This is a genomic window from Oceanicola sp. D3, from assembly GCF_006351965.1.
Lineage (GTDB): Bacteria > Pseudomonadota > Alphaproteobacteria > Rhodobacterales > Rhodobacteraceae > Vannielia.
Map to the genome: position 1 here is coordinate 2228096 of NZ_CP040932.1, position 18712 is coordinate 2246807.

The window sequence follows — 18712 nt, forward strand, 5'->3', positions numbered from 1 at the left end:
GCGCAGAGGGATAGCCGGGGCCGCCGGGGAAGGCAAAGGTGGTTGCGCTAACGTCCCGGCGGAAGCCGCAGCTAACCGAACGCGGCGTTTTGTGCTATCATGTCAGCCGACATTCCGTAGGCGTTAGAGGAGGGCGTACCATGGCAAATGGAGTCCACGAGCCGGAAGCGTTTTTCGAACAGGTCGAAGGCATCCTCAAGGAGACCGAGCGCTACTTCGCCGAAGCCGCGCTGGGGCCGCTGGCCGTGGGGCTGCGTGCGCCGGCGAAGGGCTGTATCGACGCGATCCGCGAAGAGATGAGCGAAGCGCTTGCGCTGGCCGAGGGCAACGACGAGGCCCGCGCCACGATGCTGCGCGGCCTTGCGTTGGCGGGCACCTCGCCGCTTCTGGCGCTGGCGCTGTCGCAACTGGGCGACGAGCTGGAGGATGTGGACTGGTCCAAGGTGCTTTCCACCGCCATCGACTGGATCGTAACGGCCCTCAAAAAGATTGTGGAGCTCTTGGGGGATGGCAGGCTCAAGACGGTGTTGAAAGACCTCACCATCCTGCTGCCCCAACTCAAGACCCTCATCGACAGCGGCCCTGACAAGGTCGACGAGCTCACTCTCGACGTGGAGGAACTGGAAGCCAAGGTCGAGCGCTTCCTGCATCAGGTGTTGGGCAAGCCGCTTGTGAAGGTGGACGACAAGAAGGGTGCAGAGCGCATTCCGCCGGTGGACGGGCCGGTGGAAGAACCCGAGTTGAGCGGTTCGGTGCTGTGGGTTCTGTGGGATATTGAGCGAAAGCTCGAATATCTCTGGGCCCGCGTTCATGGTGGCGACTTTCCTCGCGCCGGGGCTGACACGCTGATCACCGATCCGCGCGATGATACTGAGAACCGGGGCAATCCGATCGGGAAGGAGCTTGATGATCTGCGCCTGCAGATCGACTGCCTGACCAAGTTGCTCGGGCGCACGCTCTACAACACCGAATGGGACTGCCTTGGCAGCATCGCCCCGCCACCGCCCGCCCCACCTGAGGGCGAGCTGCACCCTGTGGGGCCAGACGGTTTGCGCCATGAGCGGGCTATACCGCCGGTGTCGATCAAGGACGAGATCCACGAGCTGGAGCGCCTGATTGTCTGGATCATCAACATCTTCCACCCGCCTGAATGGCCACCCGAGTGGCCACCGGGCTGGCCCCCGCCCGAGAAACCGCCCGAAGATCCGGTGATCCTGGCCGATTTGAAGCGGATCATGGTGTATGAAGAAGGCGTTTTTGAAGCCAGGCCCGGCAATGATGAAAAGACGGTTGAGGTGCGATCCGCCGCATTCGACCTTGCCGGGTGGGTCGACTTGACCGAGCTGGCCGATGGTCAGGCCGTTGTGGTGGAGATGCACGTGCTGTTGCCCGGCGGGGTGCGGCGGCTCTACCGGCAGGGGCTTTTCAGCGGCGCTGCGCAGGCGGGCCTGTATGCGCTTGGAGATATCATCGGCCCCAATATCGTGGTCGGGAACGCCATTGATATCGTGATGCGCCAAACTTCCGGGCCGCCGCTCGACGTGCCCTATCAATTCGTCATCGAAACCCAGCGCGTGCGGCGTTAACCCCCGAGCGCGGCGACGCCGGGCAGGGTCTTGCCCTCCATCCACTCAAGGAACGCGCCGCCTGCGGTGGAGATGTAGGTGAACTGATAGCTGGCCTTGGCGTTGTTCAGCGCCGCCACGGTGTCACCCCCGCCGGCCACGGTGATCAGCTCGCCCTTGTCGGTCAGCGCGCCGGCCTGACGGGCGGCGGCATAGGTGGCCGCGCCGAAGGGCATGATTTCGAAGGCGCCAAGCGGGCCGTTCCAGATGAGGGTTTCGCTCTCTTCGAAGACGGCACAGATGTTGGCGACCGTCTTGGGGCCCGCGTCGAGGATCATGCCTTCGGCCGGACACTCCTGCGCCGGGCAAACCTTGTGGGGCGCGCGGGCTTTGAATTCTTCAGCCACGACCACGTCGACAGGCAGGTGAATTTTGCACCCGGAGGTCTTGGCTTTTTCGAGAATTTCCAGCGCGGTGCCGGTCATTTCGGCCTCTGCGAGGCTCTGGCCAATCTCGTAGCCCTGGGCCAGCAGGAAGGTGTTGGCCATGCCGCCACCGATGATCAGGTGATCGACCTTGTCGAGCAGGTTGGAGAGCAGGGTGATCTTGGTCGAAACCTTTGCCCCGCCAACCACGGCGGCCACCGGGCGGATCGGATCGCCAAGTGCGCCTTCGAGGGCTTCCAGCTCTTCCTGCATGTTCCGGCCCACGCAGCTGGGCAGCAGGTGGGCGACGCCCTCGGTGGACGCATGGGCGCGGTGGGCGGCGGAGAAGGCATCGTTGCAATAGATGTCTCCCAGAGCGGCCAACTCCTTGGCGAACTCCGGGTCGTTGGCCTCTTCGCCGGGGAAGAAGCGCATGTTTTCAAGCAGAAGCACCTGGCCCTCGGAGAGAGTGGCCACGGCGGCATCCCAGCCGCCATCGGCGAAGGCGACCTTTTGGCCGAGCGCCTCGGAGAGCGCGGGCAGGGTGACCTCCAGCGACATTTCGGGCACCACCTTGCCCTTGGGCCGCCCGAAGTGGGCCAGCAGGATCGGCTTGCCGCCCTTGGCGAGAATGTCCTTCACGGTGGGAACGATCCGGTCGATCCGGGTGCTGTCTGTCACCTTGCCACCGTCTACGGGCACGTTGATATCGACCCGCACCAGCACTCGCTTGCCTGCAAGGTCCATGTCGTCAAGGGTTTTCCAGGCCATTGCCACCTCCATCTGTTGCCCCGTTCTCGCCGGTTTGAACGGCGCGGTCAACGCGGGCCTTTCCCTCCGGCCCGTGCGCGCATAGGGTGCGCGCGACTTTGAACATGAGGAGGCGAGCATGGCCGATATCAAGGATCCCGAGAACACCATTCTGATTGAGCTGGAAGGCGGCACTGTGACCGTCGAGCTGCTGCCCGATGTGGCGCCGCAGCACAGCGCGCGGATGAAGGAACTGGCGCGTGCCGGGGCCTACGACAACGTGGTGTTTCACCGGGTGATCGAAGGCTTCATGGCCCAGACGGGCGATGTGGCCCATGGCAAGGCCGGTGGTGACACCCGGCGTGCGGGCACCGGTGGCTCTGATCTGCCCAACGTGCCTGCCGAATTCAACAAGCTGCCGTTTGATCGCGGCGTGATCGGCGCGGCCCGCAGCCAGAGCCCGGACAGCGCGAACAGCCAGTTTTTCATCTGTTTTGATGACGTTCACTTCCTCAACGGCAATTACACCGTCTATGGCCGGGTGATCGACGGGATGGAGCATGTGGATGCGATCCCGCGCGGCGAGCCGCCTGCGAACCCGGGCGTGATGAAAAGCGTGAAGGTGGCCGCCGATGTCTGACGGCAAGGTCTTTGCGGGCGGCATCTTCGCCGTCGGGCTGGCCTTTTTGGCGGCGTTCTTCCTGTTCAGCAACGGCACCGTGAGCGAGGCCGAGGCGGCGGAAGACACCGATGGGCCGAACATCGTGATCACGGTGGCGGGCAAGGGCGATGTCGTGATCGACCTGCGCCCCGATCTCGCGCCGGAGCATGTGAACCGGATCACCGCGCTTGCGGAGGCCGGGGCCTATGACGGGGTGGTGTTTCACCGGGTGATGGAGGGCTTCATGGCCCAGACGGGCGATGTGGAGTTTGGGAAGGGCGATGACCTGAGCCGCGCGGGCACGGGCGGATCGAAACTGCCTGATTTGCCTGCGGAATTCTCTGACGAGCCCTATGTGCGCGGCACCGTGGGCATGGCCCGCATTAATGACCCGGACAGTGCGAACAGCCAGTTTTTCATCATGTTCGCCCCGGCAACTCATCTGAACGGGAGCTATACCGTGGTAGGCCATGTCATCGAGGGCATGGAGGTTGTTGACCAGATCACCCGCGGCGTGCCCGGCAGCGGTGTGGTGGAAAACCCCGACGTGATGCAGAGCGTCACCCTACAAGAGTGACCTCAAGCCTGCGTGAGTGGGCTATGTGAAACGATCAGCCCATGGCATCCTTGACCTGAACGAAGGGGAGGGTGCCATGGGTTTTCTTTTGCGGGCAATGGCTTGGCTGGTGCTGACGGCCGGGGTGGCGATGGCGGACCCGGGATTCTGGAAGAACGAGTGGCCGCGCACCGATTTTTCCAAGACGAGTGTTGAAAACTGGGTTGAGATCCTTTCTGGCGGGCCGGGGAAAGACGGGATTCCGGCGTTGACGGCGCCGAAGTTCATTGCGGTGAGTAAGGCGAAGCTCGCGGCGCGGGAGCCGGTGATTACACTGGAGATTGCCGGAAAAGCGCGGGCCTATCCGCTGCGGTATCTGATCTGGCATGAGATTGTGAATGACAGGTTTCAGGGCCTTCCGATTGCCGTAACCTATTGCCCGCTCTGCAATTCTGCGCTGGTTTACTACCGGAAGAACAAGCGGGAAACGCTGGAATTCGGGGTGACGGGCAAGCTGCGGAACTCGGATATGATCATGTATGATCGACAGACCGAGAGCTGGTGGCAGCAGGCCACGGGCAAGGCGATTGTGGGCAAGCTGACCGGGGCGCAATTGTCACCGCTGCCGAGCTGGATGGAGAGTTGGGAAAGCTTTGCCACCCGCAATCCGAGGGGCGAGGTGATGGCGGAACCGAACCACGGGCGGCCCTATGGCACAAACCCGTATGAGCGGTATGACAGCTCGAAAAAACCGTTTCTTTTCAATGGCGAAATGCCGCCGCATGGCATTCCGCCGCTGGTGCGTGTGGTTCGGGTTGGCCAGCGCGCATGGCCCTTGCCGCGGATCGCGAAGGCAGGCGAGATCCGCGAAGCCGGGGTTGTGATCAACTGGACGGGCTTGCAGGCGAGCGCCCTCGACAGCGGCACCATCGCCAAGGGACGTGATGTGGGCATGATCCGGGTGCGCAACGAGAAGGGAGAGGACGTGGCGCACGACCTGCTTTTTGCCTTTGCCTTTCACGCGTTTTATCCGCGGGGAGCCTGGATGTTAGGCAAAAGCGATTGAGATTTCGTGAAGGGAGAGGAATACCCTGCTTTAACAGGGCCTTAGATCCAGTTTGCAAACTTTCTGCGATGCGGCGCTGCGCGAACTGCTTGGGCTGCGCTTGATGCTGAATTGGTGATATTGGTCAGGGCATTGCCCAGTGATCTTTATGCAAATGGGGTATCAAGTTACCGGGGCAACATCCTATGCACAAGTGATGCACAACCCATGCATAGTCGAATCTTGCGAGGCGATGCTGCGGCTGCATTGCAAACTCCCCGCTCAGGCGGCGCAGGCCAATGAGGCCACCATTCGGGGGCGACAGGCCCCCGATCGCGGGCAATAACGGTTTACCGGGCCTGACGACGGCTTTCGTGCTACACTCGCCCAACAGTGGATGGGGGGAGGCGGGGATGGCGAAAGAGGCAGATCTGAAAACGGTCGGGATGGGGGCCTTGCTGTCGAGCGATATCTACAAGGATATTTGCTCGCGGTTTCACAAGCGCCATTTCATCAATCTTCCCTCCCATATCAGCGAAGTGAAATCGCTCGGCAAGACCCATGGCGTTGGCTTCAAATTTCAGCCGCGCGATGCGGACACCTTTGAAGCTGCGTTGAAACGCAGAGGCTTTGAGCCCGACAACCGGAACCATCTGTGCGATGCCGTTGCCGCCGGGGCCACGCAGGGCCAGGGCTATCGTGAGGTTGGGGTGCCGAGCCTGCATGTGGCGGTGTCATCGGGGAGATGCAGCGTGCATGTTGATACCTTCGGCTTTGTCGCACTGGGGCCGAATGGGGAGAAGATCTATAACCCGGATGCCATTCAGCACATCATCGACGAGCTGATCTGGCAGGATGTGCTGCTTGGCAAGGTAGAGAAGCTCTCTCCCATGGCGGCCAATGCGCTGCGGCGGGTGCATTTTGTTGGCCCGAGTTCCCGTAATCGCTATCGGCTGGAAGTTGGCGCACGCATCAACATTGTGGACAGGCCCGGGCTGCGGCTTGGGCTGGAGGTGACGCGCGATCTTTCGGGCGAAACGCGGGGCGGGGCGAACCTTGAGGTCTTTACCTTTTAGGTCGATGCACCGCCGAAGAGGCGGGTTGCGAAGGCAGCCAGCAGGGCGTTGAACCGCTCGGGCTCTTCCCAGAAGGGCGCGTGGCCGGAGTGTTCGAAAACATGCGCCTCGGCATGGGCGAATTCGTCGGCACATTCATCGAAAATCGGCTTGGGCATCACCCGTTCATGCGCGCCCCAGACCACGAGGCAGGGGTGCTGCGTGGCGCGGGCGGCGGGGCGGTAATCTGCGTGGCGTTGGCGGGTCTGGCCGCGAATTTCGGGCGGGCACATCATGTTGAAGCCCATCATCGCGGCAAAGTCTTCTGCGGCGGGCTGCTGGTGGAAGCAGGCGTGCAGGAAGGCCTCGGTGGCGGAGAGATTTTCGGCCAGCACCTCTGAGAGCATCCCTTTGGCCAGCACATCCGGATCGGCCATGCGCAACTCGCGCGCCTCGGGGGGGATGTATTTGCCGGAGGTGGGGCCGGTGCCGATCATCGCGGTGCCTGAGAGGGCCGCGTCACCATGCAGCGCGAGGTAGTCGCAGAGCGCCTTGCCGCCCATCGACCAGCCCAGCAGCAGCGGGCGGGAGAGCGAGAGCGCTTCGATCACCGCTGCAATGTCGCCCCCCCATGGCGCGGAGCCGGCATAGGCCTCTGGGTCGGTCGGCTTGCCGCTTGCGCCATGGCCGCGCAGGTCAAACCCGACCATGCGGAAGCCTGCCAGCGCGGGCGAGGTGAACTGCCGGGCAAAGGAGAGGTGCGCCTGCGACCAGCCATGCACGAAGAGGATTGGCGGGCCATCGGGGGTGCCATACTCGGCCACCGAGATCGGGCAGCCGCCGTAGCCCGAGATGAGGTGCGTGGCGAATGGGGCAGGGCGCTTGGTCATCCGCCGCATTTGTCAGCAGATGTATGACGAGAGCAAGAAATTTTCGGCCCCGGGCTGGACGGGGGGCGGCAAATCGCTAGGTTCCGCCGCGTGCCGCGATGCAGCCCGTCTGTGCGGCCCGTTTCTGAAAGGATAGACGATGCCGAAGCCTCAGGGGCTGTTTCGCTCCGCGTTGATCTTGGGCCTCATGTCGATGGTTGGCCCCTTCGCGATTGACATGTACCTGCCGCTGTTGCCCGAGATCGGGGTTGCGCTTGGCGTGGATGAGGCGGCGATGGGGGCCACGATTGTGGGCTATTTCATCGCCTTCGGCCTTGCGCAGTTGGTGTATGGCCCTTGGGCCGATCAGGCTGGACGGCGACTGCCGGTGTATTTCGGGCTCGGGGTTTTTGCGATTGGCTCGGTGGGCGCGGCAATGGCCGGAAGCCTTGAGGCGCTGGTGGGCTGGCGCGTTGTGCAGGGCCTTGGCGGCGCGGCGGTGATGGTGATCCCGCGTGCGATCATCCGCGATTTGCACACCGGGCCAGAGGCGACGCGCATGATGGCGCTGATCATGCTGGTGATCTCCGTGTCGCCCATGCTGGCCCCGCTGGCTGGCTCGGGCGTGGCCGCTGCTGCGGGGTGGCGGACGATCTTCTGGGTGCTGGCTGTGGCGGCGCTGGCCTGCGTGACGCTGATGCATTTTGCCCTGCCAGAGACGCTGCCGCCGGAACGCCGGGTGAAGGTGAACGTCAAGGCCCTGAGCCGGGCCTGTGGGGTGCTGTTGCGTGATGTGAAGTTCATGGGGCTGACCTTTGTGGGCGGGCTCGGGATGGCCAGCTTTTTCGTGTTCATCTCGCTGGCGCCCTATGTGTACCGGCAGGAGTTTGACCTGACACCAACCGGCTTTTCGCTCGCCTTCGCGGTGAATGCCGCCGGGTTCTTTGGGGCGAGCCAGATCGCCGGGCCGCTGGCGGAGCGTGTGGGGCTTTCACGCGTGGTGCTGGCCGGGGTTTCGGGCTTTGCGCTGGCGGCCTCGGTGCTGTTTGCAGTGGTGGCCTCGGGCGGCAGCAGCCTTGTGGTGGTGATGGCCGGGCTCTTTATTGCCAACGCCTTTTTGGGCCTCGTGATCCCCACGACCATGGTCATGGCGCTGGACGATCATGGCGAGATTGCCGGCATGGCCTCCAGCCTCGGCGGCACGTTGCAAATGGTGGCCGGCGGGGTGGCGGTGATGCTGGCGGGGCCGTTCCACGATGGCACCTCGGTGCCGATGGTGGGGGCCATCGCGGCCTGCGGCATTGGCGCGGCAATGCTGGCTTGGACGGTGCTGGCGCGGATACGGCAACCGGCCTGAGGCGCGGTGCCAGAATCTGGCGTTGGTTAAACCTATTTTAGCACCCTTGAGGCATTTCCGGAGCTGAGATCGGCCCGCCTGCAATGGGCGTGGGCCGCCTGCCACGGCTCCGGAGACCTTGAGACCCATGCTGAGCAACATGAAACTGCGGACAAAGCTGCCGCTGCTGATTTTTCTTATCGTCGCTGTCACCGTGGCCGGATTTCTCGGCCTTTTGGCCATGGAAGGGTGGAAGAACGCGGAGCGCTCGGCCTATGCCCGCCTTGATGCCGCGCTGGAAAAGGACCGTGCGGCCCTGCAGGGCTGGGTGGATACCATCCGCAGCGATCTCGTGGTGAATTCTACCGAAGCCACGGTGACCTCGGCGCTGCAAAAGCTCACCGGTGCCTTTGCCGCGATTGAAGACCCGGCCAGTGATCTGCAGCGGCTTTATATCGAGGAGAACCCGCATCCCGTGGGGGAGAAGCACCTTTACGACTTCGCCCGCGATGGGTCGGGCTATTCTATCGCGCACCGTCGCTATCACGGCTTCTTTCGGGCGCTCCAGCAGGTGCGTGGCTATTATGACGTCTTCCTCATGGATGCCGATGGCAACGTGATTTACAGCGTCTTCAAGGAGCTCGACTTTGCTACCAACGTGGTGGAGGGGCCCTGGGCCGAAAGCGGGCTTGGAGAAGTGTATCGCGGCGCTGTCTCCCAGGCAGGCGCAGAAGAGCGGGTGTTTTTCGTTGATTACGCCCCCTATGGGCCATCGAACGGCGCGCCAGCAGGCTTTGCCGGGATCGCAATTACCCGCGAAGACGGCACGTTGCAGGGTGTGCTGGCTGTGCAAATGCCAACCGATCAGGTCGCTTCGCTGATATCGCAGAGTGCAGGGATTCAGGAGATCTTCGCCGGAAGCGACATGAAGCAACGCAACACGGCGGGGCTGGCGGCGATTGAGCCTCTGGACGATGAGGCGGTTCGCCGCGCGCTGCAAGGCGAAGTTGGGCGCCTGACCGGGCCGATCCATACCGGTGAGACGGGGCTGGCCGCCTATGGGCCTGTCGACTTTGGCAGCTTTATCTGGGCCGTCTCGGCGCAAATGACCGATGAGGCTGCTTTTGGCGGGATCAATAGATTGCTGACCAAAGCCGCGATTGGCGGAACGATATTGCTGCTGCTGGCAACGGCAGTGGGGTTCGCCCTGTCTCGCGGGATCGTCGGGCCAGTGACGGCAGTGCGCAACGGGTTGCAGGGGCTGACGCGGGGCGAATACTCCCACGCCGTATCTGGCAGCGCACGCGGGGACGAGCTTGGCGAGATGGCGCGCAGCGCCGAAACCCTGCGCGACAAACTTCAGGGCGCCCAGGCCGCGGAACAGGACAACATCTTCCGTGGCGCCGGTTTTCAGGCCAGCTCTGCGCCGATGCTCATGCTCGATTCCGATCTTCGCGTCAGCTACGCCAATGCCGCCGTTGAAGCGTTCTTCGACAAACACGCCGATACCTTTGCGGCGGGCGGGCTCTATAGCGGCACTGGCGAGCTGACGGGGCAGGGAATTGACCAGTTGATGCCAAACCCGGACAGCCTGCAGCGGTCCCTCGATACGCCAGAAGATCTGCCGCGCACGCTGTTCTTCCGGCTCGACGACACCCGCTTTTCCATGCGCGTGGGCGCGGTGGTGGATGATCAGGGTGCCCCGATTGGCACCGTTGTGGAGCTGGCGAACGCGACACAGGAATTTATGGATCGGGCGCTGATGACCTCCATCAACCGTTTCCTGGCCACCATCAAGATGGACCGCAAGGCGAAGGTCTTCGAAGTCAACGGCACGATGGCTGAGGTTCTTGGCTGTGCCCCTGAGGATTTGCTGGGCAAGGGCGCGCCAGAGCTCTTCCAATTCGATCCGCAGAGCGATGCCAAAACCGGAACGGTTTTGGAGCGGTTGGAGCAGGGCGAGAACGTGTTTGGCTTGTTCAGCTTGCGCGGCCCGAATGGCGAGTTGCGCTGGCTTCAGGGCGGGTTTTCCCCGGTGCGCGATACCGATGGGCAGGTTGCGATGTTCCTGTTCATGGGCTCCGACGTCACGGAGGACCGCGAAAAGCTCGCAGAGGCCGAGCGGGAGCAGAGCCGCGTGGCCGAAGCACAGACACAGGTGGTCGACAGCCTGCGCGTGGGGCTCATGGCCTTGGCAGAAGGCAACCTGACCAAGCTGCTCGATGAGCAGTTTTCCGAGGGCTATGACGAGCTGCGCATCAACTTCAACGAGGCGGCCTCCAAGCTGCGCGAGGCCATCGCCATGGTGACGGAGAACGCGGGCGCAATACACCGGGAGGTGGGCGAAATTGCCACCTCTGCCGATGATCTTTCACGCCGAACGGAGCGTCAGGCGACGACATTGGAAGAGACCGCCGCCGCGCTTGATGAACTCACCTCCAGCGTCCGATCCGCCGCACAGGGCGCCGATCGTGCCAACCAGATGGTGACGGAGGCGCGCGGCAATGCGGAGCAGGGCGGCAAGGTGGTGAGCGAGGCTGTTGCGGCGATGGGCCAGATCTCCAGCAGCTCTGACCAGATTTCCAAGATCATCACGGTGATCGAGGACATCGCCTTTCAGACAAATCTGTTGGCACTCAACGCCGGGGTCGAGGCGGCGCGCGCGGGCGAAGCCGGGCGCGGCTTTGCCGTCGTCGCCTCGGAAGTGCGCGCATTGGCACAGCGCAGCTCGGATGCGGCACGGGAAATCTCCGGCCTGATTTCCTCTTCGGGAGATCACGTGAAACGCGGGGTCGATCTTGTGGGTCAGACGGGCGAGGCCCTTCGGGAAATCGTCACCAGCGTGACCGACATCGCAGGCCATGTCTCGGAAATTGCGAAATCGGCCAAGGAGCAATCGAGCGGCCTTGACGAGATCAATACCGCGATGAACCAGCTCGATCAGGTGACACAGCAAAATGCAGCGATGTTCGAGCAGACCAATGCCGCAAGCCAGTCCCTTTCTGGCGAAGCCGACCTCTTGAAGCAAACGGTAAGCCGCTTTGAAATCGGCAAAGTCGCTGACATCACAGAGGAAAGGGAGGCCACCGTAACCCCGGCTCCTGCAGCTGCCGCACAGCCTCTCGCCGCCAAAGAACCTGCCGGCGATAAGATGGAGGCAGATGACGCTGAGGCAACTGCTCAACCGTCTTCACCGGCAGAAAAGCCCGACCAAACAGCCCACACGTCAGATACCGCCACACCGCCCGTCGCCCCAACACCCACTTTCCGCAGTGGACGCCCCTCTGTTCCCCGGAGTGATGGTTCAGCCGCGCTGGCCATCCCCCCCGATGACGAGGACTGGGAAGAATTCTAGGGCGTTAATCCGCGTGGACTTGAATAAGAGGGATGACTTTGATGGTTGAAAAGAGGCGCGTTGTCATTGTGGACGACAGCACCACCATGCGCGCCATCCTTGGCCAGTTGTTGACCTCCGACGGCAGGTTTGACGTGGTGGGCGAGGCGGCAGACCCTTACGAGGCGCGCTCTGTCATCAAGGCGACAAACCCCCATGTGGTAACGCTTGATGTCGAGATGCCACGGATGGACGGCTTGAGCTTTTTGGAAAAGATCATCTCGCTGCGCCCGCTCCCCGTAGTCATGCTGTCTTCCGGCACCGGCCCGGGCAGCGACCTCGCCGTTGAGGCCTTGGCCAAGGGGGCAATCGACTGCCTCGGGAAAGACGGGTTTGGCCGACCGGATGGCGCGGCCGAGGTGACTGACCGGATTTTTGACGCCTCTCTCGCCCGCGTTGAGCCTCGCGCCTCGCGCCCTGTTCCGCGTGATCATTCAAGTTTCAGGTGGAACGGCCGATTGGTGTTGATCGGCTCCTCGACCGGGGGGGTGGAGGCGCTCGAACGCGTCCTCGGAGGCATGCCACCCAACGCACCGCCGATTGTGGTGGTTCAGCATATGCCGCCTCAGTTCATGGAAAGCCTCGCCCATCGGCTCTCAGGGCTGATCGCTCCACGTGTTGCGCTGGCCCGTGAAGGCTTGGAGGTGACGCAGGGCATGGTGGTCTTTGCTCCGGGCGGGGCTCATCACCTCGAACTGGTGCACACACCTCGCGCCGCACCGCGCTGCCGCATGGTGGAGGCTCCCCTGATGAGCGGCCACCGCCCTTCCGTCGACCGCTTGTTCTTCTCCGCCGAGCCGATGGCGCCGCAATGTTTGGCCGTCTTGCTGACGGGCATGGGGCGCGATGGCGCCAGCGGCATGCTTGCTCTGCGGGATGCAGGCGCCCGCAGCCTGGCACAAAGCCGAGAAAGCAGCACGGTTTGGGGCATGCCCCGCGTCGCTTGGGAAACCGGTGCCGCCGAAGCGCTGGTGCCTCTCGATGGCATGGGCGCCAAAATCCTATCGCTTTGCGGACGTGGCCGGGAGTCGATGCAATGACAGGAAGGGGGCCAACAATGCACGTCGCGCAGGGCGAGTTTGGGGTTTCTGGAGACCCCGAGATGATGCTGACCACTATCCTCGGCAGTTGCGTTTCCGTGTGCCTTTGGGACCGCCAGTCGCGTTTGGGGGGGATGAACCACATTCTCTTGCCCGGCGGTGGCGGCACCGATTTGTATCAGGCCGCCGCGGGTGCCAATGCAATGGAACTTCTCATCAATGGCATGCTCAAGGCCGGTGCCAGGCGCGAATGCCTCGAAGCAAAAGTGTTCGGCGGGGCACGAATGATCAAGGCAAGCTCCGACATCGGCGCACGCAATGGGGCCTTCGTGACAGAGTTTCTGGAGCGCGAGCATATTCCGCTTACCGGTCAGTCGCTGGGTGGAACGCTGGGGCGTCGTGTTCAGTTTTGGCCGGAAAACGGGCGGGCCCGGCAAATGTTGATTGCCAAGTTTGAAGAACCCGTTGCCGCCCCAGCGCAAGAAAAAGCCGCGGCGGATGACGCGCTCGAATTGTTTTGAAGGTTCTCGAACTGCATGATCCATGTATGCGGGGCCTACTTTACGCCCCTCCTCCTGCTCGCTGAGCTTCTGGTGAGTGCACATTTTCAGAGCGGATTTTGGGCTACGCACCGTTGAGGTCGGCCATCGGCTGATCCTTACGGTGTCAGATCGTCAAAGAGATGATAGCGCCCGGCGAGGGCAACGCGACTGGCGGTTTCAAAGAGTAGCCACGCCTTCGCGGTCTAACCTTGCACCGGGCAAGAGATTCCATGAACGCTACTGTAAAAAGAGCCCTCTTTAGAACAGGTCGACTTCACCGCAGGGGCGTTCTTCTTCCAACGCGGCTTCACCACCTTGGAGCAATGCGATCCGGCAGCTCTCTAGGCGGAGCAGATCCGCAAGGGCGACAATGTCGATGTGGTCGTTGCGGCCGGCCGCGTCTGCGGCAAGATGTGCGGCGGCCCGAAGATCATCAAGAGTCTGATGGATTAGATCGAGGCCCTGGAGTTCTCTCAGTTGTGCGCGGGAGGGGTGGCCGGCTTGCGTGAGGAAGTTGCCGAGATCGTCCTGCATCTGAAAAGTGCGGGCTGCCAACCCATCAAGCGTGTCGGCCAAGCGGGTCAGAAGGGCGGAAATCGAAAGATCCGCTGGGCCGGTTTGAATGGTCTCGACAGCGGTCATAGGCGGCCCACCACGGCTTCCATGCAGGCATGGAGATCCTTTGGCTGAAATGGCTTCTTGATGAAGTTGTTCATCCCGAGGGCCCGGCCGGTGTCGATGATCTGCTTGTCCGCCTTTCCGGTGATCAGGATGAAGCCGATGCCTTTCAACCTTGCATGGGTGCGCAGGGCCTTGAGCAGGTGCAGGCCATCCATCCCCGGCATGTTGTAGTCGGAGATGACAAGATGGGCCGGCTTTTTCTCTAGTTCGGCCATGGCGGCGTTGCCATCAGCGGTGTAGCGCACGTTGGTGACACCCATCGCATCAAGAGCCTGAAGGATCAGGCCGCGACTTGTGGACATATCGTCTACAACCATGACGTGGAGCTTTTCTCGGAGGGACATCTGGTTACTCCTGATGGGCGCTTGGGCGCGGCGAAACTGGGGGGTGGGCCGTTGAATCGAAAGCGAAGGTCGTTTGGCCCACCTGACAAAACGGGGCACCGGCCGCCGGATCGATCCGCTCGGAATGCCCGAGATAGAGGACAGCGTTGAAGGCACAGATGTCGGCAAAACGGTAGATCAGCCGGTTTTGCGTGGGTTGGTCGAAATAGATCATCACGTTTCGACAGAAGATCGCATCGAACTTGCCCCTCATCGGCCAGTCGCCCATGAGATTGAGGTGGCGGAAAGACACCAGGCTGCGGACGTCGTCGGACACCCTCATATCGCCTCCCTCAACCGGATGCAGAAAGCGATCCCGCCCGCCGGTTTTGAGTGGGGCCACAAGATCCGGTGCATAGGTTGCGGCACGGGCCGCGGCGAGGATTTGCTGATCAACGTCTGTGGCAAGGATCTTCAGGTCGTGACGTTGGGCATCGGGGAACTGCTCGAGCACCACCATGGCGAGGCTGTAGGGCTCCTGCCCGGAGGAACAGGCGGCAGACCAGAGCCTCACCCGCTCGCCTGCGCGGGCCTTCTCAATGAGCTTAGGCAAATGCCGGGCAGCAAAATGTTCGAAGTGATGGTTTTCGCGGAAGAAGCTGGTGACATTCGTTGTCAGGGCCGAGATCAGATGCTCGCGTTCCTCACCGGCCTCCGGACCCTGCAACAGGGCGATGTAATCATCCACCCCTGAAAGCTTCAGGGCGCGAAGCCGCTTGCCGATCCGTGAAAAAACCATCGCCGCCTTCTCGGGGACAATATTCAGCCCGGCAGCATCGCGGGCCATGCCCGCGATCGCGTCAAACTGGGCGCGTTTTTCTGGCGACATCGGCTCTGGCGCTTCCACACCGGCCTGCTGCGCCACGCGCGCGGGAGATATGGCTTGGGCTGTGCTCACGCGGCCTCGGCATCAATGTTGGGCAGAACGGCGGCCAGATCAAGCACGCGTAGCATGCGCTCTTCATGGATCGTGAGCGCGCGGACGCATTTCAAAGATCCGTCGCTGGACATGTCCGGCGGGGCCTGCAGCTCAGCCTCCGAGACGGCGAAGATATCAGAAACCGCGTCAACCAGCAGGCCAACGGTATTGTCGCCGGATTGGACCACGACGATGACATTTCGCTCGTTCTTTTCACCTGCGGGGATGCTGAGGCGTTTGGCGAGGTCTATGATTGGCAGCACCGTGCCGCGCAGGTTGATGACACCGCGCACATAGGGCGGGGCATGGGGCAGGGGGGTGGCCTCTGTCCAGCTGCGGATCTCGCGCACCGAGATGATGTCGATCGAATACTCCTGCGCGCCAACGTGAAAGCTGAGCAACTCCTGGCGGGTGGGGTCTTGGGCGTTGTCATCGGTTTGTGTCACGAGATTATCCTGCAAGATCGAAGGTTTGCATATTGCGGGAGGTGCCCGCCGAGGCGATCAGATCCGCCGGGTCGAGGATGAGGGCGATGCGGCCATTGCCGAGAATTGTGGCCGCCGCGATACCGGGCACGCGGCCATAACTTTCCTGCAGCCCTTTGATGACGACCTGGCGTTGCTCGACGATCCGTTCCACCACCAGAGCGGAGCGGGTGTTATCTTCCATCGTTATGAGCAGCACCGAGCTGCCCTCGTAGCTGTCGAGCGGGGTGCGGAAGCCGAGTTGCACCGCCATGTCGAGGATCGGGACGAACTCTTCACGGATGCGCACAAGCTGGGTGCCTGCGCCGAGCTGTTCCATGTCGCTGGACTGAAGCGTCAGGGTTTCGGAGATCGAGCCGAGCGGCACCACGAGGATCTCGCCTCCGGCTTCGACGACCATCCCGTCCAGCACAGCGAGGGTAAGGGGCAGCGATATGGAGAAGGTCGTGCCAACGCCCGGCTCCGAAGTGATAGTGACGCGCCCGCCGAGGGCCTGGATCGAGCTGCGCACGACATCCATGCCGACACCGCGACCGGAGAGGTCGGAGACTTCTTTTGCGGTGGAAAAGCCGGGCAGGAAGAGGAGGTTATCAATCTCCTGGTCCTGCATGGGCACGCCGGGTGGGATCAGGCCCTTTTCCTCGGCCTTGGCCTTGACCACGTCGCGGTTGATGCCGCCGCCATCGTCCTTGATTTCCAGCACCACGCGACCGGACTTGTGCGCCGCTGTTAGGGTAACAACACCATCGGCGGGCTTGCCGGCGGCGATGCGCCCCTCGGTGGTTTCAAGCCCGTGATCGACCGCGTTGCGGACCATATGGGTGAGCGGATCAGCGAGCCGCTCGATCACGGTTTTGTCGATTTCCGTTTGCTCGCCATCGGTGATGAAGCGCACGGATTTGCCGACCATTGAGGAACTTTCGCGCACGATCCGGCTCATGCGCTGGAACAGCGATTTGACCGGTTGGGCGCGGATCATCATCACGCTTTCCTGGATGTCGCGGGTGAGTTGCAGGAACTCTTCCAGCCCTGATGCGACGGTGGAATTTGCCGGAATCCCCGCTTCGGCGACGCTCTGGCTCAGCATGGCCTGATTGATGACCAACTCGCCGACGAGGTTGACCAGCCGCTCGATGCGGTCGAGGTCAACCCGGACGGTGGCCTTGGCCCCGGCGGCGGATTGCTTGCCGTCCTTTGCAGCGCCCGAGGGCGGTTTGGTGGCGGGGGCCGGTTTTGCGGCTGCGGGAGTGGGCGCGGGCGGGGCCTCTGGGGCTGGCATTTCACTCATTGGCTCGGGCTCCGGTTCTGACTCGGAGTCTTCCTCCGATGCTGTGCCCGGTGCCTCGCCATCATCGACCGTGCCGGGAATGACGATGGTGTCGAGGTTTGGCAGGCCTGCGGATGGGGTGCCGGTTTGCTCGATCGAGAGTTCGCACAAGCCGTCCACGAATTCGAAGATTTCGGCAACCTCGTCCTTTTGAGCGCTGCCGGCGATTTGCACCTCCCAGCCGATGGCGCTCTCTTCGGGCACCAGATCGGCGAGGGGCGGGAGGTTTGAGATGTCGCAGGTGGTGGTGACTTCACCGAAATCACCCAAGGCGGCCAGCATGTGGCGTGGTTCGTTGCCCGAGGCGAAGAGTTCGGCAGTGGGGTGAAACCGCACGTGGATGGCCGGGGCGGTAGAGGCATCTGCCGCCTCCGGCTCTTCCTCTGCGTCCAGCGGATCGAGGGAGAGCGTCATCGGAGCGAAGTCGATCTCTTCTTCGGCTTCTTCCTCCTCGATAACGCCACCGACCAGCGCTTCGAGATCGCCCAGAACCGCTTCGGTGGTGGCCTTGTCGAGGGTTTCACCATCGCGGGAAGCGCGGACGATATCGTAAAGCACATCGGCACCGCGGAAGAAGAGGGCGATGGTGTCTCGTGTGGGCTCCAGCCGGCCATTGCGGATTTCGTCCATCACGGTTTCAAACCGGTGAGCGAAGCGCACCAGCTCTTCCAGCCCGAAGGCCCCGGCACCGCCTTTGATAGAATGCACCGCACGGAAGCAAACGTTGATGGTTTCGGCGTCTGTGTCGCCATCGTCCATCGCGGTCAGCCCGTCTTGCAGGCTTTCGAGCAGTTCTTCGCATTCGATGAAGAAGCTGGCCCGGATTTCGGCCATCGGATCTGTTTCGGACATCATGCAGCTCCTTTGCCTGCGACCATGTTGATGGCGCGCACCAGTTTGACCGGATCGAAGGGCTTGACGATCCATCCGGTTGCGCCGGAGGTGCGGGCGCGGGCCTTCAACTCATCGGCGCTCTCGGTGGAGAGCACGAGAATGGGCACGGCGCGGTGCTGATCCTTGGCGCGCACGGCGTCGATGAAGCCGAACCCATCCATCCGGGGCATGTTGATGTCCGTGATGATCGCATCGGGCGGCGTGCCGTCATCGACCATATCTTCCAGCACTTCCAACCCGTGCAGCCCGTCTTCGGCCACCTGCGGGGCAAACCCGGCCTGGGAGAGGGCGAGCTTGAGCATGTCGCGGATGGTGCGGCTGTCATCCACCGCCAAAATGGAAAGGCTCATGCGGCGAGCTCCTTGCTGCAAAGGTCATCGGCGGTGAGCCCGAAAATGGCGAGCTGCGCCGCGCATTCCTCGCTCAACGCATCCACCGACAGGCTCACCCCGGCCTCTCGCCAGCTCTTGGCGGCAGAGAGCAGCACTTGCAGGCCGGGCGTGCCCAGGCTTTCGCAGGCGCTGGCATCAAGCACGAGCGGCTTGCCGGCATGACCGAGCAACTCATCGCGCAGCGGGGCGGCGGCGGGCAGATCGAGCCGCGCGGGAAGCGGCAGGCGTAGACTGGCATCGCTCATCGGGCAGGCCCCTTTTGGTATGGGGCGAAGGGCGGAAGCATGGATCGACTCCTTCATCCGGTCGGTTGGATGAGGAAGGGATGCCCGACAGGTCTTAAGATTAACTTACGCCAGATGAGGAAATCGCACGCCGGGCGAAGGATTTTTC

General features: G+C 62.6%; 18 protein-coding genes. 9 read left to right on the forward strand and 9 right to left on the reverse strand.

Features of this window, described 5'->3' with window-relative positions:
• Positions 1–140 precede the first annotated feature (140 nt).
• Positions 141–1586, forward strand: a complete 1446-nt coding sequence (locus FHY55_RS11280) for a hypothetical protein (protein ID WP_140014288.1) — start codon at positions 141–143, stop codon at positions 1584–1586.
• Here the strand turns inward: FHY55_RS11280 and pgk are convergent.
• Positions 1583–2761 (reverse strand): phosphoglycerate kinase, encoded by a 1179-nt coding sequence (gene pgk, locus FHY55_RS11285; protein WP_140014289.1) that lies wholly within the window; start codon positions 2759–2761, stop codon positions 1583–1585. The genes FHY55_RS11280 and pgk overlap by 4 nt on opposite strands.
• Before the next feature lie 118 nt (positions 2762–2879).
• On the opposite strand from pgk, the gene FHY55_RS11290 reads away from it, so the two are divergent.
• The 4 genes from FHY55_RS11290 (at position 2880) to FHY55_RS11305 (ending at position 6078) form a co-directional block, all read left to right on the forward strand.
• On the forward strand, positions 2880–3380 hold the full coding sequence (locus tag FHY55_RS11290; RefSeq protein WP_140014290.1) for a peptidylprolyl isomerase: 501 nt from the start codon (positions 2880–2882) through the stop codon (positions 3378–3380).
• Positions 3373–3978 carry a peptidylprolyl isomerase gene (locus tag FHY55_RS11295; protein ID WP_140014291.1) on the forward strand — a complete coding sequence of 202 codons (606 nt, stop codon included), beginning with the start codon at positions 3373–3375 and terminating at the stop codon, positions 3976–3978. The genes FHY55_RS11290 and FHY55_RS11295 overlap by 8 nt, the downstream gene beginning before the upstream one ends.
• A gap of 76 nt (positions 3979–4054) precedes the next feature.
• Positions 4055–5023 (forward strand): DUF3179 domain-containing protein, encoded by a 969-nt coding sequence (locus FHY55_RS11300; RefSeq protein WP_140014292.1) that lies wholly within the window; start codon positions 4055–4057, stop codon positions 5021–5023.
• Between the two features lie 392 nt (positions 5024–5415).
• Positions 5416–6078, forward strand: coding sequence for a hypothetical protein (locus FHY55_RS11305; RefSeq protein WP_140014293.1), 663 nt, complete (start codon positions 5416–5418; stop codon positions 6076–6078).
• Here the strand turns inward: FHY55_RS11305 and FHY55_RS11310 are convergent.
• The gene (locus tag FHY55_RS11310) at positions 6075–6947 is read right to left on the reverse strand and encodes an alpha/beta fold hydrolase (RefSeq protein ID WP_168222981.1); all 873 of its coding nucleotides are present in this window, start codon (positions 6945–6947) and stop codon (positions 6075–6077) included. The genes FHY55_RS11305 and FHY55_RS11310 overlap by 4 nt on opposite strands.
• Positions 6948–7086: 139 nt before the next feature.
• On the opposite strand from FHY55_RS11310, the gene FHY55_RS11315 reads away from it, so the two are divergent.
• The 4 genes from FHY55_RS11315 (at position 7087) to FHY55_RS11330 (ending at position 13217) form a co-directional block, all read left to right on the forward strand.
• Positions 7087–8283: a multidrug effflux MFS transporter gene (locus FHY55_RS11315; RefSeq protein WP_217524690.1), complete on the forward strand. Its 1197-nt coding sequence runs from the start codon at positions 7087–7089 to the stop codon at positions 8281–8283.
• A gap of 139 nt (positions 8284–8422) precedes the next feature.
• On the forward strand, positions 8423–11617 hold the full coding sequence (locus FHY55_RS20660) for a methyl-accepting chemotaxis protein (RefSeq protein ID WP_210410474.1): 3195 nt from the start codon (positions 8423–8425) through the stop codon (positions 11615–11617).
• A gap of 41 nt (positions 11618–11658) precedes the next feature.
• Positions 11659–12696 carry a chemotaxis-specific protein-glutamate methyltransferase CheB gene (gene cheB / locus FHY55_RS11325; RefSeq protein WP_168222982.1) on the forward strand — a complete coding sequence of 346 codons (1038 nt, stop codon included), beginning with the start codon at positions 11659–11661 and terminating at the stop codon, positions 12694–12696.
• A gap of 17 nt (positions 12697–12713) precedes the next feature.
• Entirely contained in the window at positions 12714–13217 is a 504-nt protein-coding gene (locus tag FHY55_RS11330) for a chemotaxis protein CheD (RefSeq protein ID WP_254695289.1), read from the forward strand.
• 279 nt (positions 13218–13496) lie between these two features.
• Here FHY55_RS11330 and FHY55_RS11335 read toward each other — a convergent pair whose 3' ends face one another.
• Genes FHY55_RS11335 through FHY55_RS11365 form a run of 7 tightly spaced genes read right to left on the reverse strand, consistent with a single transcriptional unit; the run spans position 13497 to position 18564 of the window.
• The gene (locus FHY55_RS11335) at positions 13497–13880 is read right to left on the reverse strand and encodes a hypothetical protein (RefSeq protein WP_140014298.1); all 384 of its coding nucleotides are present in this window, start codon (positions 13878–13880) and stop codon (positions 13497–13499) included.
• On the reverse strand, positions 13877–14263 hold the full coding sequence (locus FHY55_RS11340; protein ID WP_140014299.1) for a response regulator: 387 nt from the start codon (positions 14261–14263) through the stop codon (positions 13877–13879). Before FHY55_RS11340 ends, FHY55_RS11335 begins: the two co-directional genes overlap by 4 nt.
• Before the next feature lie 4 nt (positions 14264–14267).
• Complete coding sequence (locus tag FHY55_RS11345; protein ID WP_140014300.1) at positions 14268–15200, reverse strand: protein-glutamate O-methyltransferase CheR; 933 nt, start codon at positions 15198–15200, stop codon at positions 14268–14270.
• Positions 15197–15667, reverse strand: coding sequence for a chemotaxis protein CheW (locus tag FHY55_RS11350; RefSeq protein WP_140014301.1), 471 nt, complete (start codon positions 15665–15667; stop codon positions 15197–15199). The genes FHY55_RS11345 and FHY55_RS11350 overlap by 4 nt, the downstream gene beginning before the upstream one ends.
• A gap of 4 nt (positions 15668–15671) precedes the next feature.
• Positions 15672–17885, reverse strand: coding sequence for a chemotaxis protein CheA (locus tag FHY55_RS11355; RefSeq protein WP_210410475.1), 2214 nt, complete (start codon positions 17883–17885; stop codon positions 15672–15674).
• Complete coding sequence (locus FHY55_RS11360) at positions 17885–18277, reverse strand: response regulator (RefSeq protein ID WP_140014302.1); 393 nt, start codon at positions 18275–18277, stop codon at positions 17885–17887. Before FHY55_RS11360 ends, FHY55_RS11355 begins: the two co-directional genes overlap by 1 nt.
• Positions 18274–18564 carry an STAS domain-containing protein gene (locus tag FHY55_RS11365; protein WP_168222984.1) on the reverse strand — a complete coding sequence of 97 codons (291 nt, stop codon included), beginning with the start codon at positions 18562–18564 and terminating at the stop codon, positions 18274–18276. The genes FHY55_RS11360 and FHY55_RS11365 overlap by 4 nt, the downstream gene beginning before the upstream one ends.
• Positions 18565–18712: the final 148 nt, after the last annotated feature.